Annotated in this window: 30 protein-coding genes; 24 read left to right on the top strand and 6 right to left on the bottom strand. The window is 22.8% G+C overall.

Annotated elements, in window-relative coordinates:
• Positions 1-435 precede the first annotated feature (435 nt).
• The 21 genes from AACL05_RS05220 (at position 436) to AACL05_RS05120 (ending at position 13,315) form a co-directional block, all read left to right on the top strand.
• Positions 436-624: a hypothetical protein gene (locus tag AACL05_RS05220; protein WP_338960344.1), complete on the top strand. Its 189-nt coding sequence runs from the start codon at positions 436-438 to the stop codon at positions 622-624.
• Positions 625-915: 291 nt separating this feature from the next.
• Positions 916-1,338 carry a hypothetical protein gene (locus tag AACL05_RS05215; RefSeq protein WP_338960342.1) on the top strand — a complete coding sequence of 141 codons (423 nt, stop codon included), beginning with the start codon at positions 916-918 and terminating at the stop codon, positions 1,336-1,338.
• Positions 1,310-1,480 carry a hypothetical protein gene (locus AACL05_RS05210; protein ID WP_338960340.1) on the top strand — a complete coding sequence of 57 codons (171 nt, stop codon included), beginning with the start codon at positions 1,310-1,312 and terminating at the stop codon, positions 1,478-1,480. Before AACL05_RS05215 ends, AACL05_RS05210 begins: the two co-directional genes overlap by 29 nt.
• A complete protein-coding gene (locus tag AACL05_RS05205; RefSeq protein WP_338960339.1) occupies positions 1,473-1,634 on the top strand; it encodes a hypothetical protein in 162 nt (53 codons plus the stop codon). The genes AACL05_RS05210 and AACL05_RS05205 overlap by 8 nt, the downstream gene beginning before the upstream one ends.
• A 1-nt stretch (position 1,635) precedes the next feature.
• Positions 1,636-2,073, top strand: a complete 438-nt coding sequence (locus AACL05_RS05200; protein ID WP_338960337.1) for a hypothetical protein — start codon at positions 1,636-1,638, stop codon at positions 2,071-2,073.
• Positions 2,063-2,356: a hypothetical protein gene (locus tag AACL05_RS05195; protein WP_338960335.1), complete on the top strand. Its 294-nt coding sequence runs from the start codon at positions 2,063-2,065 to the stop codon at positions 2,354-2,356. Before AACL05_RS05200 ends, AACL05_RS05195 begins: the two co-directional genes overlap by 11 nt.
• Before the next feature lie 3 nt (positions 2,357-2,359).
• Positions 2,360-2,512 (top strand): hypothetical protein, encoded by a 153-nt coding sequence (locus AACL05_RS05190; RefSeq protein ID WP_338957299.1) that lies wholly within the window; start codon positions 2,360-2,362, stop codon positions 2,510-2,512.
• 20 nt (positions 2,513-2,532) lie between these two features.
• The gene (locus AACL05_RS05185; RefSeq protein ID WP_338960333.1) at positions 2,533-2,916 is read left to right on the top strand and encodes a hypothetical protein; all 384 of its coding nucleotides are present in this window, start codon (positions 2,533-2,535) and stop codon (positions 2,914-2,916) included.
• Positions 2,909-3,043: a hypothetical protein gene (locus AACL05_RS05180; RefSeq protein WP_338956809.1), complete on the top strand. Its 135-nt coding sequence runs from the start codon at positions 2,909-2,911 to the stop codon at positions 3,041-3,043. The genes AACL05_RS05185 and AACL05_RS05180 overlap by 8 nt, the downstream gene beginning before the upstream one ends.
• Positions 3,043-3,288, top strand: coding sequence for a hypothetical protein (locus AACL05_RS05175; RefSeq protein ID WP_338960331.1), 246 nt, complete (start codon positions 3,043-3,045; stop codon positions 3,286-3,288). Before AACL05_RS05180 ends, AACL05_RS05175 begins: the two co-directional genes overlap by 1 nt.
• Positions 3,289-3,291: 3 nt before the next feature.
• Positions 3,292-3,873: a hypothetical protein gene (locus AACL05_RS05170; RefSeq protein WP_338960329.1), complete on the top strand. Its 582-nt coding sequence runs from the start codon at positions 3,292-3,294 to the stop codon at positions 3,871-3,873.
• A 180-nt stretch (positions 3,874-4,053) separates the two neighbouring features.
• The gene (locus AACL05_RS05165) at positions 4,054-4,212 is read left to right on the top strand and encodes a hypothetical protein (RefSeq protein WP_338960327.1); all 159 of its coding nucleotides are present in this window, start codon (positions 4,054-4,056) and stop codon (positions 4,210-4,212) included.
• Positions 4,213-4,252: 40 nt separating this feature from the next.
• On the top strand, positions 4,253-4,441 hold the full coding sequence (locus tag AACL05_RS05160; RefSeq protein ID WP_174481134.1) for a hypothetical protein: 189 nt from the start codon (positions 4,253-4,255) through the stop codon (positions 4,439-4,441).
• A gap of 1 nt (position 4,442) precedes the next feature.
• Positions 4,443-4,628, top strand: a complete 186-nt coding sequence (locus AACL05_RS05155) for a hypothetical protein (protein WP_174480219.1) — start codon at positions 4,443-4,445, stop codon at positions 4,626-4,628.
• A 17-nt stretch (positions 4,629-4,645) separates the two neighbouring features.
• Entirely contained in the window at positions 4,646-5,020 is a 375-nt protein-coding gene (locus tag AACL05_RS05150) for a hypothetical protein (protein WP_338960326.1), read from the top strand.
• 18 nt (positions 5,021-5,038) lie between these two features.
• Positions 5,039-6,223 carry a hypothetical protein gene (locus AACL05_RS05145; RefSeq protein WP_338960324.1) on the top strand — a complete coding sequence of 395 codons (1,185 nt, stop codon included), beginning with the start codon at positions 5,039-5,041 and terminating at the stop codon, positions 6,221-6,223.
• A 14-nt stretch (positions 6,224-6,237) separates the two neighbouring features.
• On the top strand, positions 6,238-7,935 hold the full coding sequence (locus tag AACL05_RS05140; protein ID WP_338960322.1) for a hypothetical protein: 1,698 nt from the start codon (positions 6,238-6,240) through the stop codon (positions 7,933-7,935).
• Positions 7,936-7,938: 3 nt separating this feature from the next.
• Entirely contained in the window at positions 7,939-9,942 is a 2,004-nt protein-coding gene (locus AACL05_RS05135; protein WP_338985831.1) for a hypothetical protein, read from the top strand.
• A 4-nt stretch (positions 9,943-9,946) separates the two neighbouring features.
• Positions 9,947-10,069 (top strand): hypothetical protein, encoded by a 123-nt coding sequence (locus tag AACL05_RS05130; protein ID WP_255495924.1) that lies wholly within the window; start codon positions 9,947-9,949, stop codon positions 10,067-10,069.
• 17 nt (positions 10,070-10,086) lie between these two features.
• Positions 10,087-11,328: a hypothetical protein gene (locus AACL05_RS05125; RefSeq protein ID WP_338960319.1), complete on the top strand. Its 1,242-nt coding sequence runs from the start codon at positions 10,087-10,089 to the stop codon at positions 11,326-11,328.
• Positions 11,279-13,315 carry a hypothetical protein gene (locus tag AACL05_RS05120; protein ID WP_338960317.1) on the top strand — a complete coding sequence of 679 codons (2,037 nt, stop codon included), beginning with the start codon at positions 11,279-11,281 and terminating at the stop codon, positions 13,313-13,315. Before AACL05_RS05125 ends, AACL05_RS05120 begins: the two co-directional genes overlap by 50 nt.
• On the opposite strand, the gene AACL05_RS05115 is transcribed toward AACL05_RS05120, so the two are convergent.
• The gene (locus AACL05_RS05115; protein ID WP_338960315.1) at positions 13,316-13,477 is read right to left on the bottom strand and encodes a hypothetical protein; all 162 of its coding nucleotides are present in this window, start codon (positions 13,475-13,477) and stop codon (positions 13,316-13,318) included. It abuts the gene before it with no gap.
• Between the two features lie 200 nt (positions 13,478-13,677).
• Positions 13,678-13,878, bottom strand: a complete 201-nt coding sequence (locus tag AACL05_RS05110) for a hypothetical protein (RefSeq protein WP_338960314.1) — start codon at positions 13,876-13,878, stop codon at positions 13,678-13,680.
• 330 nt (positions 13,879-14,208) lie between these two features.
• Here AACL05_RS05110 and AACL05_RS05105 point away from each other — a divergent pair, with 330 nt between their 5' ends.
• The 3 genes from AACL05_RS05105 to tsaE all read left to right on the top strand — a co-directional run bounded on the left by AACL05_RS05105 (position 14,209) and on the right by tsaE (position 17,264).
• The gene (locus AACL05_RS05105; RefSeq protein WP_338960312.1) at positions 14,209-15,330 is read left to right on the top strand and encodes an Mbov_0401 family ICE element transposase-like protein; all 1,122 of its coding nucleotides are present in this window, start codon (positions 14,209-14,211) and stop codon (positions 15,328-15,330) included.
• Positions 15,331-15,840: 510 nt separating this feature from the next.
• Positions 15,841-16,698 carry a nicotinamide riboside transporter PnuC gene (gene pnuC / locus AACL05_RS05100; protein ID WP_338985829.1) on the top strand — a complete coding sequence of 286 codons (858 nt, stop codon included), beginning with the start codon at positions 15,841-15,843 and terminating at the stop codon, positions 16,696-16,698.
• A 95-nt stretch (positions 16,699-16,793) separates the two neighbouring features.
• The gene (tsaE, locus tag AACL05_RS05095; RefSeq protein ID WP_281749327.1) at positions 16,794-17,264 is read left to right on the top strand and encodes a tRNA (adenosine(37)-N6)-threonylcarbamoyltransferase complex ATPase subunit type 1 TsaE; all 471 of its coding nucleotides are present in this window, start codon (positions 16,794-16,796) and stop codon (positions 17,262-17,264) included.
• Between the two features lie 40 nt (positions 17,265-17,304).
• On the opposite strand, the gene AACL05_RS05090 is transcribed toward tsaE, so the two are convergent.
• Genes AACL05_RS05090 through ileS form a run of 4 tightly spaced genes read right to left on the bottom strand, consistent with a single transcriptional unit; the run spans position 17,305 to position 22,975 of the window.
• Complete coding sequence (locus AACL05_RS05090) at positions 17,305-18,663, bottom strand: hypothetical protein (protein WP_338960307.1); 1,359 nt, start codon at positions 18,661-18,663, stop codon at positions 17,305-17,307.
• Entirely contained in the window at positions 18,663-19,529 is an 867-nt protein-coding gene (locus tag AACL05_RS05085; protein ID WP_338963044.1) for an RluA family pseudouridine synthase, read from the bottom strand. The genes AACL05_RS05090 and AACL05_RS05085 overlap by 1 nt, the downstream gene beginning before the upstream one ends.
• On the bottom strand, positions 19,474-20,181 hold the full coding sequence (gene lspA, locus AACL05_RS05080; protein ID WP_338960306.1) for a signal peptidase II: 708 nt from the start codon (positions 20,179-20,181) through the stop codon (positions 19,474-19,476). The genes AACL05_RS05085 and lspA overlap by 56 nt, the downstream gene beginning before the upstream one ends.
• Positions 20,182-20,212: 31 nt before the next feature.
• Positions 20,213-22,975, bottom strand: coding sequence for an isoleucine--tRNA ligase (gene ileS, locus AACL05_RS05075; RefSeq protein ID WP_338960305.1), 2,763 nt, complete (start codon positions 22,973-22,975; stop codon positions 20,213-20,215).
• Positions 22,976-23,194 lie beyond the last annotated feature (219 nt).

Raw genomic sequence — 23,194 nt, 5'->3', positions numbered from 1 at the left:
TATATTAGTAACTTATTTCCAAAATTACCATTTAAAAATGATGATAGACAAATTAAATTCTCTTTTACCCTTAAATTTAAATTTATATTCGACGTATTTTAAAAAATATACATTTAAAAGATAAAATAAAAATTATTAACAAGGAAAAAGACAAGAAATAATCTTGTCTTTTTTTGTAATTGTAAAATTTTAAAATTTTTATTATTAACATCCTTTAAATATCTACTACACGCAGTGACCAAGTAGGAGAAGTTAATAATTAATAACCGTCTTTAACGCTATTATCAACACGTGTTAGGGAACTAAAAAAGTGAACTACAACACAGTTGTTAAAAATAGTAGCTAGTATGTGGACTTGCATGGATAAATAAAAAGTGGAGTGATACCTAATAAAATATACTAACCATTAATGGTAATTCTTGGGGTGGGAGCGAATTGGAAACTAGTATATATAGACCTGTTGTAGGGACCTATTGTATTAATTCTATTCTTTATTTAACCAACCTTGCCACTCCCCAGTGAGCAAGTGTTGGTTTTATTTTTTATTTTTTTGAAAAAATTTTTTTGGGCGAGAAAATAAATTTAAAACTTGTAAAAAAAATTGAGCGGTGCCGGTTCAATTAAAATATTAATTTGTTCAACACAAATTAAATAAATATTGAATCGAATGCCTCAATGTTTTTTAAAATTTCATAATTTATTTTTGAGCCCAGTTTTCATGGAATGAATAAAACGAATAGTAGTATTATTAATAATCTAAAAATCAAAATATATGTTCTTTATGCTAGAAGCAACAGAACATATTAGGAAAGGATTATTATGCAAATATAATTTAAAAAAGAACAAATTGTTAAAGATAGACCACAATCTATTCTTATTGATTATGGTGAATATAAATTACAATGTCCAAAATGAATGGTTAAAAATAATAGTTTTATTGCTGATGATAAATATACATATTGAGTTTTTAATTTAGAAAATATTAAAAGAGAATTAAGTGGTAATGAATTAATAAAATTATTAGAACCATATATTAAAGACCAAAAAATAACTGTTAATAAACCAACTGCTCCAAAAGAATATTATCTTAATGATATAAAACTTGAACCATTAAAATTTTATGACCAGCATAATAGTTGATTTATCGGTGAAATAACAGATAACAAAACTAAAATTACTAATCCTTGTTTTAAATATAACATTACGTGAGAAGAAAACAGAAAAGGTTTTAAAATAAATAATCCATATAAACATGATGATTTACCAATTAATTATATAGTTACTTCTTATAAGGAAATTTCAAATCATAATGAAAAAGTATTTTTGTTGAACATGTAAACAAAATAAATTAGATTATTTATTCTTTAATACTAATGATATAAAAACAAGAAAATATTTTTTAAGAGATAAAAATGGTAAAGCAATTTGTTATGACTGTATTTTAAATATTAGGTTAAGTAGGAGGTATAAATATGGATAAAGAAAAATTAATTAGTTGATTAAATTTAATTTTAGATAGTGATATAGAACAATATAATAAAGAAAAAGACATATATTATTTAAATAAATTAAAAGGTTCAATTGATATTATTAAAATTTTAATTAATAAAATACAATGCAGAGAATTTGATTAATATGCAATATGACTTAATTATTGGAATTGACCCTGCTGGAATTGGTAATAATGGAATCGTTATATATTCAAATGAAACTAATAATATTATTTTTAATGAAATATTTAAAACTAAAACAGTTTTAGAAAGTAAAAATATGTATAAAGAATATTTTCAATTAATTCAAAAACAATTTATTAATCAAAAAATATTAATTATTGTAGAAAATTTCTTTTTAAGTTCAAAACAATTATTAACTAATCCATTAGCAACACCTAAAATTATTGGTGCATTAATGGTATTAGTAGAAGATGTTATGAATTGAGATTATTTAGAAAGTGAACCAAAAAATAAAACTAAAATAGAAAATTATAAAGGAAATATAAAATTAACAAAACATGAACAAGATGCATATAAACATATTCAATACTATTTAAGGAATTCTAAAAATGAAAGATAAAGAAAATTATGTCAAATTAAAAGTAAAACTGAGTAACACTATTGAAGCAAAATATTACGAAAAAGTTAATAAAGAATTATATTATAGTGTTCGTGGTCAATGAAATGGTTTAAACTATGTTACTTTAATTTTTAACAACCCAAAATTTTATAGACGCTGTATTTTATTAAACAAAAATGATGAAATTTTAGTAACTGGTCAAATTTTTAATACTTTAAATATTCCTAAAAATCGTGCATTTTGTTCAATTAATGTTAAATGATTTAAAAAATGAAAAGAGTAAAAAATGATATTATGAAAAATTTTATTAATAGTACCAATATTAATAACAAGTATAACACTAATAATATTTTTAATATTTATTATTAAAGAATTAAAAAATGAATATAAAGTTTTAAAATTATTAAATTCAATTGCAAAAAATTTAGAAAAAAAATAATCAAATAAGGAGAATAAATAATGAATAGATGTACATGAACTGAAACAATAACATTTGAAAAATTTATTCATGAACCATATTATGATGAAATTAAAAATGAACAAAGACAAAGACAATGTGAAAATATGACAGATGAGCAATTTGATGAATATGGAAGAGCATATTGTAAAGAAAATAGAATTAAAGTTGATGAAATTAATAAATCAAGACATAAAAATTGTATTAATAAAGAAAAATTAATTAAAGATTTAGAAGAACGAATAACATGACTTACAAATGAAATATCTAATGTTAAATATTTTAAACAAATAGAATTTTATATATGAGAAAAAATATGTTTAAAAGATTTTTTAATTAAAATAAAAAACAAAAATATTGAAATTGGTGAATTTGATTATGAATAAAGAAAAATTAATTATTTCTATGAAAGAAAGAATAGATTTATTAAATAATTCATTAATAGAATATTCATCCAAACTTTATGAGTTAGAAAACTGAATTATAAGACTTGAAAGAGGTGAATTTGACTAATGATAATATTACCTACTTTGTTTGAAAATAAAGATGAAATTGAAATATTATCACCATTTCCAAAAGAAATTCATACAAGTAATGATATTAGAGCAATTATTTTAAGACAATACCCAAATGTTAAATCCAAACACATAATTGTTTCTGACCCAGAAAGTAATGTTGCATTAATAGTTGGTGATAATGATTTTTATCAAGGTTGAATTAAAGTAACAGTTAAAAAATTAGAAATTAAAGGAGAATAGAAAATGCCAAGTATAGAAAATCAATCAAATTATACTTTAACTAAATTAATTAGAACTGGAATAAGTCCAATTTGTGCAATGATTGGTACAAGTGCTTATTATGGTCAAGTAATAGATAATCCATTATTAGGTTCAATTAATAGTAGTAAAAAAATACTATTAGGTTTAGGAATAATTGGTTTAGCAAATTATAGTAAATGAACTGAAAATAATATTAATCCTATTATTCCAAGAACACCAACTCCAATAACTACTACAACTACAACTGAGGGTCCTCCATGATTATTATTAAATAAGCAAGAAAATCAGTCATTAATGGATTGAGATACTTATATTTCATTAAATGCTTATGGTATATCAAATCTTATTAATGGATTAACGGAGTTAGTACCTAATAAATTTGAAACAATAAGAAAGATTTGTAATATGGCTACTGGTGGATGTTTAATATCAAGTGGTGGTGCTATGGGTATTAATAATGATTTTAATAATGCTTATGCAGTACCTACCATAATTGCTGGTGCAAGTGAAATTATCCATAATTTAATACCTATGGAAACTACAAATCATAATGAAGAAATGTAAGAAACATCATTTAATGATGAAACTGCAAGATTAATTAATGACAATAGATTTACTATTAATAGTGAAACTGCAAGTCAATATTATGGTAGTGATAATATGAGCGAAGTACCATTAAATAATGATAATGCTTCATTAAATTGAGATTACAATCACATGAGTTTATAAGGGAGGTGAAAAGCAATGAATAAAGAAAAAATTATTGAATATTATAATAATGAAATTCAGACATATAAAGAGAGAATGGAACAATTAAATAAAGAAATATCTGTATTAGTAAAAATTATAAGTAATTCACAGTCAATGATTGAAAGAATTAATGGTGGTCAATTTGATGAATAATTAAAAATTAAAAATAAATAGTTGAAAGGAAAATATTGAAATGAAAGAATTTTTACATGAATTAATAATTATTGGAACAAGTGTTGGAACATTAATTTGCAGAGAAATTATTGTTTTATTAAAAAGATTTATCACAACTCCAAAACATGTTAGAGCAAATAACAAAATTATAAAACATCAAAAAAAATTAGCAAAATTAAATGAAAAAATTAATAAAGGAGAAAAATAATATGACAAAAATTGAATTTAATGAAAAATATAGAAAACAAGATATCAGTATTGATAGAGATTTTGATTTACATATTGATAATTGTTTTAAATTTTCTGATATCAATACATTAGAAAATGCTGTTAATGATTATAAAAAACTAATAAGTGAAATGCCACAATTAGTTAAAGATTGATTACTGGGATAAGATTAGGAGAATGTTAAATGTTAGAAAATGAAAATAATGTTCAACAAACAACTGAACCTTTAACTGAAAATAATGCTCAACAAGAAATAGAAAATAAAGTTAATGAAGCAGAAAATAAGTTAAATAAACTTAATCAAGAAATTAAAGAAAAAGAAATGATTAATATATTTAAAAAATATCAAGTTAAAACTGAATTTTATGATTATTTAAAATTTAAAACTAATAATTTAGAAAATTCAAAAATTGAAGAAACTATTAAAAAAATGATTAAAGAACAACCAGTATTTAAAGAAACAATTAATACAGGTGGCAATAAACAAATAATTATTAATAATAAACCAAATGATAAAGAAAATTTTTTAATTAATTATAAAAAGAAAAATTATTTATAAATGAAAGGAAGAAATAAAATGTCAGTACCATTTAATCAAAATTTAGACAATACAGAGAGATTAGTAGAAGCACCAGAATTTATAGAGTTTTTTAAAATTTCAAATAGTCCATGGGCAAACTTTTTTCCTACTGAAATTGTTGACTCAGTAAATATTGAGTTTATTGTTAAAAAACCAAAAAAACCAGAAGTAAAAATTATTCCTTGAGATGATAAAAGTAAAAGATATGAATTACCATATGTTGATACAGATAAAATTAGTAAAAAAATAACTAAAAAATATCTTGCAGGAGAAATTATTACAGATGTAGATTTAAAAGCAAATAATGGTCAAAATTTATTAGATAGTATGCAATATGAAGTTGCAAATGATTTAGCAGATAAATTGGCAATTGATGATACACAAGCAATTGCAAAATTTGCTACTAAAATCGATATTGAAGATACAACACCAGTAGGCTATTTAAAATCAATGTTATCTGCTTGAAATACTTTGTTTCAATTTAGAAATATTGCAAATAGTAAATTTTTTATTACTAATGGTCTTTATGATAGTTTAGTTTATTTAGCAGATAATAAAGGTTTAATTACTGATAATCAGTTGGCACAACAATTACGTTTAAATGGAAATAATTTATATGTAAAAGGTGTATTATGTGAAATCGTTCTTGATGACTATATGGTTTTTACTAATGATAAAAATGAACAACAATTAATGACCTTTATTTTAGCAACACCAAGAGCAATGAAAAGATACATGATAGAAAATACAGTTATTTATGTAGATTTTATTAAAGATGATAAAGCAGGAAGAGCATATAAAGTTGCTGGTGAAGTTGTTGGAGAAGCAATACCATATATTTCTAATAATGAAACAACATCAAGATGAATGTTATGTGGAGTTATTAAAACAGAAAAAACTGATTTAAAAACTAAAATTACAAGTTTAACAATTGATATTACTGCAAATGTTAATAACAATAATAGTGAATTAAATACACAAATAAAAAGTACTAATGAAGTTAAATCATTAAATCCAAATTTAACAAATTCAACTATTAAATATTTTAGTGATGCACAAGGAAAAACTAATGTAAGTAATCAAAAACAAAAAGCCGGTGACTTATATATAACTATTACTGCAAATGTTAATGACTTAAATTATAAAGGAACAACAAATCAAATTAAAATAACTCTTAAATAAAGGAAATTAATACCATGCCAATAGGTACAACTAATACAGCAATACTTTTAAACATAAATAAACCCAAACATACTAGAATAAGTAAACAACAAGAAAATAAAAGTTTTTGATGAGAAATTTTAGAAATGATTGGTGTACAAGTAATAGCAGTAGCACTTGCTCCTTTTACTGGTGGATTAAGTGAAAGCGTAGCCCTTGGATTAGGTGCAAGTGATTTTATTGCAAGTGCCATTAATTTTGGTATTTATGCTACAACTGATTTTACTATTAATCAAGTTTATGATTATTTAAAAGGAAATGTAACAAAATGAAATACTTTCTTTAATATACTACCTGCATTTGCTGGACTTAATAAAATTAGTCGTGGTTATCGTACTACTAAATTTATTAAACTAACACAAAAAACTAAAACATTAGAACAAATTGGCGTTAAAGAAGCAAAAAATTTACAAGAAATTATTAGTCAAGTAAGTGGAAAAGAAATTTTAACAGATAAAATTATTGGTAATAAACGTTATTTAATGAATTATAGTTTTACTCCTAATCGTGAAACAGTATTACGAGATTTAGGTTATGTTGCTGAAAGACAATATAAGAATAATTTTCAAAAACTAGAAACACAAAAGTTAAAAGAACACTTATTATTACAAAATACATTAATAAAATTAAGTCCACAATTAACTCCTAAATTTAAAATTAAAGATATTGAAAAAGCAAATAACTTTTTAAAAAAATTTAATACTGATTTAAAAAAAGTACTATCTATGAATCAACATGATTGATTAAATTTAGTTCATACAATATATACAGAAAATAGATATGGAAAAACTTTAATTTTAGATTTACAAAAAATTCGTGCTAATGCTATTAAATTTAATTTTAAAAAAAGTTCAATTCATAAGATTGTTTTAAATGCAAATAAAATTTTTAAATATTTGGATATTAGATTTTATTTAAAAAAAGGTTTAAATAAATTTTGAAAAAATACACCATATTTTGAAAAAATACGAGAAAGTATATATAAATTACAAGAAAAATTTGAAAAGTTAGAAAAACAAGCATTTGAAAAGATTAATAAATTAAAACAAAAAGCAACTGATTTATTTACTAGTGCAGAAAAAAGAGCAATTAAACATGCACAATTAATTCCATTAAATTCACAAGTATTTATGGGTTGTAAAATTCAACCTTTATCATTAGATAAATGTGCAATTACTATTTATCATCGCAATCCTAAATATAAACCAATTACAGTTGTTGATAGTATTCTTAAAGCAAAAACTTTTGTTACTCAAATACATCCATTTCATTGATATCGTTGATATAGTGGTTGATACATTGGTTATGGTATTAATCGTAATAAATGATTAAAAGCAATAGCATTTGCTCCACCAGTGGTACAACAAGTAATTAGAGATAGTTTTAAAGTATATAGAGAAATATTTAGAATAATAAGAACTTATCATAAAGTAGTAAATGTTATTAATAATCCTATTGAAAATATTAATAAATCATTTAAAAGTGTTGGTTTAAAATTTTCAGTTAATACTTTATTTGGCACTGGACTATTACATCATTTAGAAAAATTTGCATATAGTCAAGTTGTAAAAAAAGGTAAGAAAAAGTTACAAAAAGAAATTATCCATATATCACATAGAAAAACTAAAACAAAAACTAAGCATTATAAAAAAGCATTTTTTAAGGAATGATAAATTATGATTAATAAACTTTGAACTGATGTCAGTCTTGAAAATTATAATAACTGATATCCATTAACTGGAAAAATTACAGAAACCCCACAGCAATATATACAGACATGACCTAATGTTAATGATTGATTTAAAACTTTTGCTATTCGTGCTCAAAATGATATTAATGCTTATCTTGATTTTATTTTATCTAAATTTCCTTTTGATAGTTTTAAAGATGAATTAATTAAAGAAACATTAAGAGATATGGTTTATGTAATGGTTGAACATTGAGTATTTAATCGTACACCAATTGAATTTAATGTTGATGCTACTATTCAATTTAATAATGGTAGTCAATTTAGTGCAAGTAGTATTCCTACGATTAATGTTTGAGATTTAGCACCTAGTAGAATGAAAATATGAGCAAGATTAACAGAATTAAAACAAATATTTTCAAGTTATAATGATGATGAAATAGATATTGAAAAAATTGACTTAAAAGCATTTTATACTAGAAATCAAGTTGATGAATTAATTGAACAACAAAAAGAATTTACATTATCAAAACAAATTAAATTATATGATGATTTAGTTGATGATAATGAAAATGAAATATACAGAGGTCCTGTTAGTAAATTTGTTAATAAAGGTTATGTTGCAACAGATTATGATAAAGAAACTGAAACAATGATTTTAGATTGACCAGATGAAATTGGAACATTACCACAAGAAGCATTACAAAATAATCCACAAATTGGTGATTATACACATGCACCAACTTGTGATTTTTCTGCTAAACAACAAAAACGAATTACTACAAATGAAAATACTATTAAATTATTAGAAACTAAAGTTGATAATAATATCAAATTATTAGAAAATAAAATTGAGATTAATAAACAAAATATTGATGATATTAAAAATAACTGATTTAATATTGAAACTAGTCCATTATGAAAAGAAATATCAAATGAACTTTCAACTGATAATTTAAATAAAGAAATATTAGTAATATGAGGTTATATTTATGAAAGTGATATTTATAAATATAAATATACTAGAAAATCTATATTTAAATTAGATAAAGAATCTGCAATAAAATCATATACTCTATTAGATACTTTTTATTCAGATGAAATTAATAATATTAGATTATATTTAACTTGCATTAATTATAAAATTCGTGCAAGTGCTACATCTGGAACATATTACTCAGGATTTATTTCTAAAATATATCAATATATTGGAAAAGGTACACCAACTGAATTTATAGCAGAAGAAACTTCTGGACATGATTATTATACAAAACAAGAAACTAATGAATTGTTGGATAAAAAGCAAAATATTGATGATGAGAATTTACAAACAGTTGTTAAACAAATTGTTCCAGCAATTAATGAAAATAAACTAAATATTGATAAAAAACAAGATAAATTAATTGCTGGTACTAATATAACTATTGATCAAAATAATAAAATTAGTGCTACTGGTGGTAAAGTAGATTTATCTGATTATTATAAAAAAGAAGAAATAGATAAAAAATTAGAAGATAAAATGGATAAAGACCATTTTAAATATGCTTTTTCTATTAATACTATTGGTACTGAAATTCTTAGTTTAGAAACTACTGATAAAACTATTGCTGGTGCTATTAATGAAATTATCAAAAAACAGCCACAACCAATTCCAATTCCTCCAAGTGGTTCAAATTGAAAAGAAGTAGGAAAAATTATAACAGATAAAAATAATAATAATCAAAATTATATAAAATATATATTTAAAGATAAAACACATTATAGAATATATATAAGTTATGGTGATTATACAACTAAAGAAAATAATAAAAATTATAGTTGACAAATAATTAATTTTTATTATCAATTAGATACAAGCGTTGTAAAAAGTAGTTTATGAATAGCAAATAATAACAATAACCAACAAACTGAAATTAATATTTATAACAATAGAATAATGTGGGGTATGGGTAGAGATTATATTTTTAAAAAATTAGAAGAATTACAGGAATAATATTATGTTTTTTAAAATTATAAAAATTATTTTAGGTTTAATAGGAGTAATTTTATCATCAGCAACAGCAGGTTTAATTATATTTATCATTGTAAAAATCATATTAAAAATTAATCAAATATTTTAAGAAAGGTGGTGAATATTATGTTAGGTAAATTTTTTAGAAAAGATAAAAGCAATATTAATGATAATCAAAGTGAAAAATTAAAATTTTTAACTAATAAAAATAAAAGTACACATGCTTCTATTTTAAATTATTTTGGTTTTAATGATTTTAACCATGAAACTTATTTTACTGATTTTGTAGCAGAAAATAATGCTAATTTATATAATGCTCCATTAGAAATTAATAATGAAACCATTAAACAATATTTAATTCAACAAGAATTTTATAGAAAAAATTGAAATTCTATTTTTAAATTAAGTAAATTAGGAATTAGTGGTTATTTAATTTATATTGCAAATGATAATTTATATTTTCAAGTAGTTGACATACAACAAAGAGTTTATGATATTACTGGTAAATTAATTCAATGTACTATTTTTTATGATAATTATGAACAAAATGCACAAACTGTAAGATTATTTGAAGTTTATACATTAAACAATGAACAAGTAACAATTAATCGTGCAATTTATAGTATTAATGATACTAAAAAACAAAATAAATTAGATTTTAAATCATACATTAATAATCCCAATTTAGTACAAGAACAAATACTAAATATTAATTATATACCAATAGCAATTATGAGAAATAAAGCAAATGAACAAGCAGATTGTGATAAAGTAATGGATAAAATTAAAGCATTAGATGTTATTTATGAACAAATTGTTTTAGATACTATTTTAAACTCACCTAAATTTATATTTAGTCAAACTTATGGTAATGTTCAATCAGCATTAGAAGAAGCAGTAAGAACTTTGGTTACTAAAAACTACATATTTAAAAGTGGTGGAGATAATAATGAACAAAACGAAAATATCAATATGACAAATAGTAATTTTAAAGGTAAAAATTTAACTGATATATATGATTGAAATGTTAATGAAATATTTAAACGTTGTGGTATTCATATACCAAGTCAAAAGAAATCAGCACAACAATCAGTTCCAGAAAGTACAGCAGTTAATATTTCAACCATTAATTATATTGAACAAAAATTATGACAATTTAATATTGATATTCTTAAATTTATTCAAATATTAGTACGTATGGATAAAGATTTATTAAATAGTAAAACATTTAACATTAATGATGAACAAAAAATTAATAATTTAACAGTTAAATTAAAATTATTTAATCCCAAAAATAACCAATTAATAGGAGAGAACAATGGAAAACAACAACAAACCACAAACGAAGTTTCCACAGAAACAAACTAAACTTAATCAAGCAGAAGTAGAAAATGATTATTTAATTGATAATATTCCTTATGACTTTACTAATATGATGCGCGCTACTAGTGACCCAGATATTAATAGAGCATACGATGAATTTAAAAAAAGAACTTTATATATTTATGAAATTGAACGCTTATTTAAAAATAATGAAAATAATAGTTTAAGATTTTCAGCAAATACTATTAAAATTGGTTTTATTGATATTGATAAAGTATTAAAAGCTACTGCTGTTGAAACATCAGACTTTACTATGCAATTAAATCAAAGAGCAAGTACAAACATTAATGATAATACTATTGAATATAGTATGACTGATATTAAAAATTTAATTTTTCAAGAAATAAATTTATTAAATCAATTTAAATTATATGCAGTGAGTATAAATGAACCATTAACTGAAAATAATATTGATAATTTATATATTATTAATAATTATTCACAACCTTATCAAAATCCAAAAACAAGAAGTACTAAAAGTATAACTATTATTAAAATTAAAGATTTTAAAACAAGAGATGGTTATCCAATCATTATTAAATTACAAAAACCATTAGACAAAGATACCAAAGTTATTGGTTTAAAAATTAAAGCTCCTAGAAGCATGATTTTTGGCAATATAAAGGTACTTGGTGAAGTTGACAATATGGAAGTATACCCAAAGTTATTTGTTAAAGATAAGATAGCATTTCCGCTATTATCAATGCCTATTGAAACGCAACCAAAAGTTAGAATATTACAACAATGATTTAGTGAACAAATATTATCTTGAAACTTAGCAAAACAATTTATAAATCAAGAAAAATCAGTTTTAGATTTAATTGCTATTGGTGGAGGTAAAGAAACAAGAAAAGAAATAATTAAAAACGCAAGAGTTACACATGCTTGATTAGGATATTTTTTAAGTTCTTATTCTTTTGGAGAATGACCATTAAAAGAAAAGAAAGAACTTAAAGATAAAGAAGTATGAAAAATTCAGAGTGGTCCAATTGGTAAAGAATATACAAGTATTGCTACAAATGATAAATTTTTAGATGTTGAATTAGAAATAAAAGATGCACCAACTAATGATAGTTTACAACAACTATTATTAAATATGTTAAGTTATACATATAACTATAATAGAAATTTTGAAGGAGCAACTTATGATGAACATACGGGTAAATCAACAAATAAAATAGCAGAATTACGTGATACATTTTCGGGACAAAAACCTGATGAAGTTATTACTAATTTATTTAAGCAATGAGAATTAGATTATCCAAATTATATTGATTTATTACAAGTTAAAATATTTAAACAAGTATTTATTATGTTGTCAAAATATATTTATTCATCTTTATCAATAAATAAAGGATTAAATGATGATAATAAGATTTTATTACCTTACTATTTTGAATTAAAATCAAGTCCAATAAAACCTAATAAAAATGATATTTGGCAATTTAAAGATGTAAAGGTAATATTAAAATCTCCATATTTTGATTTTACTGATATTAATGACATTAAATTAAAAAATAATGATATTAGTCAAAATGAATTATTCAAGTTAGATGACAATCAATTTAATTGATTATCAATTACCAATGAATTAGAAAGTAATAATATTCCGTCATTAATTCCTGCTGATTGAACATTAGCTAACGGTGAATATGGAAAATATTTTACAAGAATAATTATTGAAAAAAACAAAATTGAAAACGCTTTAAATTTATATGGTTCAAATAAATCTCAACTATTTTCTAAATTAGAATTTTATAAAGAAATTTTAAAAATTGATAATAATAGTGAATTTGAATTACAAATTGAAAATCCGATTAACAACTTAAATCGGATTGAAATTAGTGGTATATTTGGTGCTGGAAATTATGATTTAATTTTAATAACCGATAAAAAAGAAATAAATTTACAAAATATTAATTTATTTGATAAATATAATGAGAATATTTCTTATATAAATATAGAAATTTAATTATCAAAAATATCCATCAGGATAATAATCTTTAACTCATGGTATATCTATTCTTTCAACAGAATCTCCATCATTATAAAATTTGGTTTTTTTAGGAGTATCAGCAAAATAAATTTTAAATTCACTTTTAATATCAACTGATATATTATGAATATCAGACATTCATATTTTTTGAACTCCCATTATAGGTTCCTTATTTGATGCTAAAAAATATTTAAGTCCATTAAGATTATGGATAATTAACCCCCATGATTAATCCTATTGTTCCAGTTGTTGCACCAGTTAGTGCTAATGCTAATGTTATTTTACTTAAATTTGCTTTTATTCATGTTTTCATAATAAATTTCTCCTTACTTATATTTTTATAAAATTGTACAACGTTTTGAACAACATTTACTTTTTTTGATATTTTGTTTTTGTTTATTGTTTTTTATTTTTTTATCTTCTACTACTTCATTTAAATTTATATGTTCTCATACTTCTTCATTATAAGTGATTGATTGTCTAACTCCGTTTATATTATCTACATATCATGTTGTTGTATTATTTTTAGATGTTTTCATATTAAATTACTCCTTTTTTCCTTGATTTTACTTATAAATTGTACTATTTTTGATTATTTTTACAAGTATGATTTTAAACGCAAAATAACGCCTAAATTAAAGGTGTTTATTTTATGATACCTATATTATTAATTGAATGCTACTTGCTTATTATATTGAAAATATGAAAGTACTTTTTTTCGCAATACCATTATTTTAATAATAATTACGTTCTTATGTGGATTATTGTGAATAAAATAAATTATTAATATTATTTACCATATTTTAACACTTTAAATTTATGTAAATTAAAATTAATAATTAGTATAAAAAAGATTAGGAGAGCAAAATATGAGTTTTAATTATAAATGAAATTTTAGAGAAGAAAGTGCAAAAATTGATAAATTAGTTTTAGAATATATAACAAATAAGTGAGAAAAACGAGATTGAAGAATATTTAAAACAAGAGACAAAAAGAAATATAAAATTGTTGATTATCAATATCGAACAAGAAAAATAATGTATGGATTAGTAACTTATAAAAGAAGAATTTATGAATATTTTGATGAAAAATTACAAAAATGAGTTCGTGTTTGTTTAGTTGATGAATGACTAGAATTACCTAAATATAAAAGAATTGGTGAAGATGTTGAACAAACTATTATTGAATATTTTGCTGATGGAAAAAGATATCATGATATTTGTGCTATTTGTAAAAAAGCAGGTATTAGTCTTAGTTCTATTCATAGAGTTTTTAAAAATTTAAAAGTAATTGAAGCAAATCCAGTAAAAGTAAAATTAGAAAAAAATCAACCTATTTTTGTAGCAATTGATGATGGACATCGAAAGTTTTGAGATTTTAAACGTAAAGGTATAAAACACTCTATGAGATTAATAACAACATATACAGATAATATTAATCATAAAGTACAAAATAAAAGAGTAAAAGCAATTATTAGACCAACAAGAACAGCAATTGGAGTTAAAAAAACTGCTGAATTTGTTAAAGAACATTGTCAAAAATTTTATGAAAATGTTGAACAAGCAAAAATAATTATTTGTGGAGATAGTGCTGGATGAATTAAAGATGTAGCAGATTATCTTGGTGCTGAGTTTGTTTTAGATAAATTCCATTTAATTAGAACATTATATCTTGGTATAATGGCGGGAAATAAAGGAAAATATTGAAGTGAATATAATAATTGTAAAGATTTCATTAATAATGGTCAATATGAACAATTAATTGATTATTTATATAAAGAATTAGATAATCATAAAAAGTTAAAAAAACAATATTTTAAAAATAATAAAAAAGGTATTGTTAATCAAGGTGCAAAATGAAATATTGGTTGTTTTACTGAAACAAATATTTGACATGTTTTAAAAGAAATGATTGTTAATAGAACATATAGTATTTTTATTTATATAAAAATGGTTATTTTTAAATGTAATCAAATAAATTTAAAAACATAATTTTACTTATTTTAAAATAAAAAATTAAAAAAACTTATTAAATTAAAAGTTAATAAGAATTTTTGTTATATATTTATGTTAATTAAATTATTAAAATATTTTTATAATTTATAAAATTGAGTATTTTAATTGTAATATTTTTAAATTAGTAGTAAGATAAATTTACAATTTCATAAAAATCCAAATTATTTCTTGTCTAACATAATAATAAGACTACAACGATTTAATTTATTCCGGATTTTTGACAATCTACCTGTTGATAATAGCGTTAAAGAGGTTTATTAAAAATTTTAAAATTTTACAATTACAAAAAAAGACAAGATTATTTCTTGTCTTTTCCTTAATAACTTTGAGAATAATTTTTATTTTTTTTAAATGTATATTTTTTAAAATACGTCGAATATAAATTTAAGGGTTAAAGAGAGTAATTTTGTCTAATTTTTCATTATTTTTCAAATAATTCATTTTTGGAAATAAGTTACTAATATAATAATTAATTATTTCGTAACTTTGACAACCGCCCAGAATTTTTTATTATCAATACCCAAAGATCTTAATAAAATTCCATTTTCTGCTAAAGTAGCTATTATTTGTTTAGGGATTTTTATGTTATGAAATACATTTTTTGATTTGAATCATTTTATTAATCCTAATTTATATCCTTCGGTCTGAACTATTGTAAATCGTCAAGCTTATCATCCTTGACAGCAAGTATTATTATTTTTAAATGGTATTGCTGCTTTTACTAATGTTATTTGTATAATTTTAATTTCGTTTGGTAAAATTTCTAATTTTTTTTGAGGTTTTTTTGCTGTTAGTATTTATGGTTGTATTGCTTTAGTTTGAGATTATGTTGGTGATATGCAGTTGAATTTATTTTTCTTTTTGCCTTTTCAATTTATTGGCTATAGTTTATGGAAATTTCATTTAGATTCACAACAAGAAATAATTTCTAAACGTTTAAATTTAAAAACAAGTATTGTTACTATTTACTTTGCAATTGTTTTATCAGTATTTTTTTATTTTGAAATTCCTGAATTTTCACGTGTAATTTTAGGGAAATATGATTTTGATGGTAATACTTTTCAACAAGTTTTACCACATATTCTAGATTCATTAACTAATTCTTTAAGTATTGTTGCGCAAATACTAATGTTATTACGTTTTCGTGAACAATGAATTTTTTGAATAATCGTTAATATTTTTCAAATAGCTATGTATTCGGGAGCTGCTCATAATCGTTTGGATGTAAATCTTTTATTAATGTGAATTGTTGCTCTTGGTAATTCATGCTTTGGTTTTTATCAATGATTTTTTGTAAGAAGTAAAGAAAAAGTGGTAGTTAAAAAAGAAACATATGAACATTAATATTTTTTAAATAAGAAAAATAATAATTTAGAAAATAAGTTATTATTTTGTATAATAGTTTGTAAAGTATAAAATAATTATCAAAGAAGGTTATTATGAAAAAAAATGTATATATATTAAAAAAATTAGATGACACTAATACTCTTGCCAAAATAATTGCTAAAATTGCTAAACCAAATTTAATTTTATTATTAAATGGTCCGCTTGGTAGTGGTAAAACGCAAATTACTAAATTAATTGGTAATTTACTTGGAGTTAAAAATATTATTAATTCACCAACTTTTATTATTTGAAATAAGTATCAAACTAAATATGAATGAAATTTAATTCATATGGATGCTTATCGTTTAATTAATCCTCATTTAGAAGAATATTATGAAATAATGATGAATAATTTTATGATAATTGAATGATCAGAAAGATTAAAAATTAATTTTAATAATTATTCATATATTGCTATAGATTTTAAAATTATTGATATTAATAGTAGACAAATAGTTATTAATACTAATCTTCTTACAAAAGAGGAAGAAAAGTATTTATTTGACGCATTAAAAAAAATATAGAATTTTATTTATAAAAAAAGTAGGAAAAATCCTACTTTTTTTATACTTGTATATGAAAGTAATTAAGCATAATACTATTAATAGTACTTTGACTAATTAAACCAAGTTTTTGATATTGTTTTAATACTTCTAAAGTATAGTTATTATCATCAACAGGATAATAACTATTTAAACCTCAAAGCAAACCAGCAAATAATACTAATGAACCAATAGCAATTGGACTAAAAGCATAATACACAGTTATTTTACAATTATGATATCCTATTAAAAAAGCAAATAATCATCCTGTGACAAAAGCAATCATTCAATATAATAATGTCACTACTTGTTGATCAGTTATAAATCAAAATATTAACATTAATAAAATAGTTGTAAAGAAACGACTCATAATTGGAGTTTTAAATAATTTATAATTTCAAATGAAAGGTAACATTGCTCCTAATGAAATTACAGGAAAAACTCAAAATCCTGACATGATATTAATATTATCAACAACACTTTGTAAAATACCAGTTAGAATCATTGCACCAATTCAAATGAAAATTGCTTTTCATCATCCATAAAATCCTTCAACAAATCTGCCAACACGATAAAACATTCAAAGTGAAAATATTAAATTAATAGGAGCTGAAGGATTTATATCATTACCAGCAAATGGATAAATTAATCACCTTCAATATTGATAAGCACCAAATATTAAGTTATGATAATTGGCACCAAAAAGCAAATGTTGTTTTTTATAATCTAATGCTAATCAATCATCTTGACTAAGATTTATAATTACTAGAAAAACAACAAGTGTAATAATAGGAATTATAAAAAGAAATCAGGTAACTGCCAAATTAGCATTAGTACATTTTTTTAATGTTTCGCTTAAGTAACGACGATTTTGAAAATTAACTTTTTTTCAATTATCACTTAAAGTTCCAGTACTATTATCTTCATTAGTCTCTTCATTATTTTCAGTTTCAGTTTCAAGTTGGGGTAAGTCTACCTTAATAAATTTAGTAATACTAGGATAAAATTTAGATAATTCTTGAACAATTTTATCACTAGTAGCAATAATAACATCAACTGCTGGTGACATTCGATTTTCGTTTTGGTTATCATCATTTAAGATAACCATTAAATAACGAATATCTTTAACACCTTCATCTGCTAATTGTTTATGTAAAATTTCATAAACTTCATCTTTGTTTTTTAAATGGTGAGGATTAAAATTATTTTCTTTAATAATTTTAATGATATGATAAGTATTACTATCTTTATTAGTTAGATATACTTCACCTTTAACATGTAGTTTTAATTCTTTAGGAACATTAAATGGTCGATAATCTTGATGACTAATAAAATAATCAACTAATTGTAAACCTAAAATATCTAGAATATTATTATCCATTATTTAACACTTTCCTTTCGTAATAATTGTAATTTATTTTCAAAAAAATCAGGTAAATTACATTCAAAAGTCATAACTTTTTTAGTTGTGGGATGAGTAAAAGTAATGACTTTAGCATGTAAGTATTGTCCAATATTAGCATTTTCCAATTTAAACTTGCTGTATAAAGGGTCATTTACAATTGGATGTTCAATTCACTCAAAATGAACACGAATTTGGTGTGTTCGACCAGTTTCTAATTGACATTGAACTAAAGTATAGTCTTTAAATCGCTCAATAACTGTAAAATGAGTAGTTGCTTTCTTACTATTTTGTTCATTGACCATCATTTTTAGACGATTATTATTGCTTCTAGCAATAGGTGCTTTAATGGTTCCTGATCTACCTTTAATTGTACCATGAACTAATGCAATATAAATTCGTTTAATTTCATGTTTTTGTAATTGTTCTGCTAAAATATGATGACTAATTTTATTTTTAGCTACTAATAATAATCCTGTCGTTTGTTTGTCAATACGATGAACAATGCCTGGACGTAAATTATTTTCTTCAATATTTTCAATTTTAGACTGGAATAATAATCCGTTAACTAAAGTATTATCTCAATTACCTGCTCCTGGGTGGACAACCAAATTATTAGGTTTGTTAATAACAAGAATTTCATTATCCTCATAAACTATTTCAAAATCAATTGCAGTTGCTTTTAAAGTGTTATCTTTGTCATTTTTAATAATAATATTTATTTCATCATTATTTTTTAATAATAAGTTAGCTGATGAAATAGTTTTATTATTAACTATTACTTGCCCATTAGTGATTAAATTTTGGATAAAATTTCGTGAATAATGATGTTCTGTTAATACCATTGCTAAATATTTGTCGATGCGGATATTTTTGTTTTCATGATATTTTAGTTTTATCATCTTTTGATTTTCTGTCATTGATGATTGTTGTAAATGTTCCATTGTTGACTTCATTATTGTGTTCTCCAAACTTTTCTTGATAGGCATTAATTATGGTTCCAATAATTATTTGTAGAATAATAATTGTGATACCAATGGTAATGAATATATCCGCAGTATTAAAAATAGTATATGGCGGGAATAGTTGTCATAATAAAAAGTCAATAACACCACCTTTGTGTAAAAATCTATCTGTTAAATTACCGATTGTTCCTGCAATAACAAAACTGAGACCTAGTGCTCTGTTAATAGATTTAGTAAATAATAGTCAGGTGCTACTAGCAATTGCTAGTAGAAAAGCAAAAGTTATTAGAAAGATTCTTTGATTTTGAAAAAAACTAAAAGCAGAACCATAATTAATAATAAATTTTAAATTAATAAATCCGGTTATGAATTTATATTCTTCACCAGCTTTTATTCCATTTTGTACTGCTAATTTTATCATTTGATCAGTGACAATTAGAATAATAATTGCGCAAAAACAAATTATTTTAGTTAATCATTTTCAATCACGTGTTTTTAAATGATTTTTAATTGCTAATCAAGAAAATTCCATAATTACTTCTTTCTAAACTAATATTAGTTATTTACATTATTAAGGATAACACTTCAAAACAACGATTACAAACATCTTCTTTTGTTTCATTAACAATTAATCAACAGCGAGGACATTTAGTACCATCTTTTGTTTTAACATTAATAGTCCAATCATTAACGTTGCTATTATTATAATTAATATTAACTTCACTAACAATTAATAATTGTGCTAATTCTTTTTCATCAATTGTTGATAAGATATTATGATTATCTTTAAAAATAATAGTTACTATTGTTTCTAGGGCTGTTTTAACAATTTTGTCTTTTTTAGCTTGTTCAATAACTTTATTAACTTCATTTTTAAAGTTAATAAAATATTCTCATTTTTCCATTAGTTTTGTTGGTTTGTTTAAATTTCATGGTTGTGGAAATTTTTTTAAATGAATAGAATCACTGCTTGTGTTTAAATCTTTTTTAGTTAAACTTTGGAATGCTTCTTCAGTAGTGTGTGGTAAAATAGGGGCTAATAAACCAATTAAAGTTTTTACTATTAAAAACATTGTTATTTGTACTTGTTTTCTTCTAATGTCTTTTTTGCTATTAACATATAAAATATCTTTAGTAAAATCACAATAAAAAGCAGACAAATCATTAGTAACAAAATTTAAAATTAAATGATAGATAGTATTAAATTGGTAAGTTTGATAATTTTCATTAATTTTAATCACTAATCCGTTTAATTTATTTAAAATATATTGATCAACTTCTGATAAACTATTAATAATTTCTTCTTCTGTTTTATTTTCAATAGTTTTGATATCTAAATCAAATAAATTACCTAGTAAGAAACGAAAAATATTTCTGATTTTACGATAGTTTTCACTAACTTGTTTTAAAATTTCAGTACCAATTCTTGTATCATCAGTAAAATCAACACTGGCTACTCATAATCGTAAAATATCAGCACCATTAGTATCACAAATTGATTTAACACTAATAACATTACCAATTGATTTTGACATTTTATTGTCTTTAGCATCAGTTACAAAACCATGTGCTAACAAGTTTTTATATGGACTACTATTATTAGTAATAGTTCCTGTTGTTAAACTTGAATTAAATCAACCACGAAATTGATCATTACCCTCCAAATATAAATCTGCTGGTCAAGGTAAATTATTATTTTTAATAACTGCTAAGTGGGAAACACCACTATCATATCAAACATCCATGATATCTTGTTCTTTATAAAAAATACCATTTGGGCTATCTTTATGTTGATATTTAGGTGGTAATAAATCTTTTGCTTCTTTTTCAAATCAAATATTTGAACCATGTTTAGCAAATAAATCAGCCACATGATTAATAAGGTTTATATCCATGATTGGTTCTTTTTTTTCAGTATAAAAAATTGGAATTGGTAATCCTCAAGCACGTTGACGAGAAATGCATCAATCATAGCGATTATTTGTCATTAATAACATTCTTTTTTTTGCTCATTCAGGAACAAAATTTACTTTATTAATATTTTTAGTAAGTAATGGTTTGATTTTTTCAATAGCGATAAATCATTGTAAAGTAGCACGATAAATAACGGGTTTTTTAGTTCGTCAATCATGTGGATATTGATGTTTAAATCATTTCATACCAATTAATGTACCATTATTTTTTAAGCGCTCAACAATAATTTTATTAGTATCATCATAAAACTTATTGACTAATTGTTCATCATTGATTTCTGCTGTAAATTGACCTTGATCATTAATTGGACAAAGAATTTTGATATTATGTTTTAATCCTAAATCAAAATCTTCTTCACCAAACGCTGGAGCAGTATGAACAATTCCAGTTCCATCATTTATAGTAACATGAGAACCATGAACGATTGGGGTTTTTCTTTGATATAATGGATGTAATGCTGTTAATCCAATTAAATCTTTACCAGAAATTGTTTTAACAATTGTAAAATTGGTGATGTTGTTTGCTTTAGTAAAAGAATCAATCAATGGTTGTGCAATAATATATTGTTGTTCATTAGTCTTAATAATACTATATGTAAATTCTTCATTTACTGCTAACATTTGATTGCTAGGAATGGTTCATGGTGTTGTTGTTCAAATTACTAGTGAGGTAGGTAAGTTAAATATTTTTTTTTCATCATTTAGTAAAAAGGCAACATAAATAGCAACACTAGTTTTTGTTAAATATTCAACTTCAGCTTCAGCTAAGGCACTTTCACTTGATGGTGATCAATATACAGGATATAAATTACGATATACTAGTTTTTTTTCTACCATTTTAGCAAAAACTTTAATTTGTTCAGATTCATATTTTTTATCATAAGTAACATAATGATCTTCAAAATCTGTTAATAATCCTAATGTTTTAAATTGATTAATTTGATTAGCAACTTGCAGTTCTGCATATTTTTGACATTGTTTTCTAAAATCTGATACTGCTATTGTTTTACGATTAATTCCTGAGTTAGTAACTGCTGTTTCAATAGGTAAACCATGCGTATCTCAACCCGCAATATAGGGTGCATAATAATTGCTACTATTATAATAGCGAACAATAATATCTTTTAAAATTTTATTTAATGCATGTCCTAAATGTAGATCACCGTTAGCATATGGAGGTCCATCATGAAGGATAAAAGTTTTCGTAGATTTTTTATTTTTGTTAATTAGTTGTTGATATATTTTTTGGTCTTGTCAATATTTTTGTAGTTGTGGTTCTTTTATAGTTAAATTAGCACGCATTTCAAAGTTAGTTTGAGGCATTAATAATGTATCTTTATAGTTTTTATTCATGTATATTATTCTCCTTTAAAATAACAAGTTTTATTTGTACTAATTATTCTTTTTTATTCTTAAATCATTATACTAGTAATTACTTGAAATTTGTATAATATTTACTTTATTTTAATAATAAGATTTTATAAAACTTAAAAGTTAAAAATATTACTTTTAGTGAGTATTATTTGCTGAGTTATACTTGTAAGTGCAAGTAAATAAAATTGCAAAAAATTC

The organism is Spiroplasma endosymbiont of Thecophora atra (genome assembly GCF_964019735.1).
Classification (GTDB): domain Bacteria; phylum Bacillota_I; class Bacilli_A; order Mycoplasmatales; family VBWQ01; genus Spiroplasma_E; species Spiroplasma_E ixodetis_A.
This window is presented reverse-complemented; position numbering and strand designations above follow the sequence as displayed.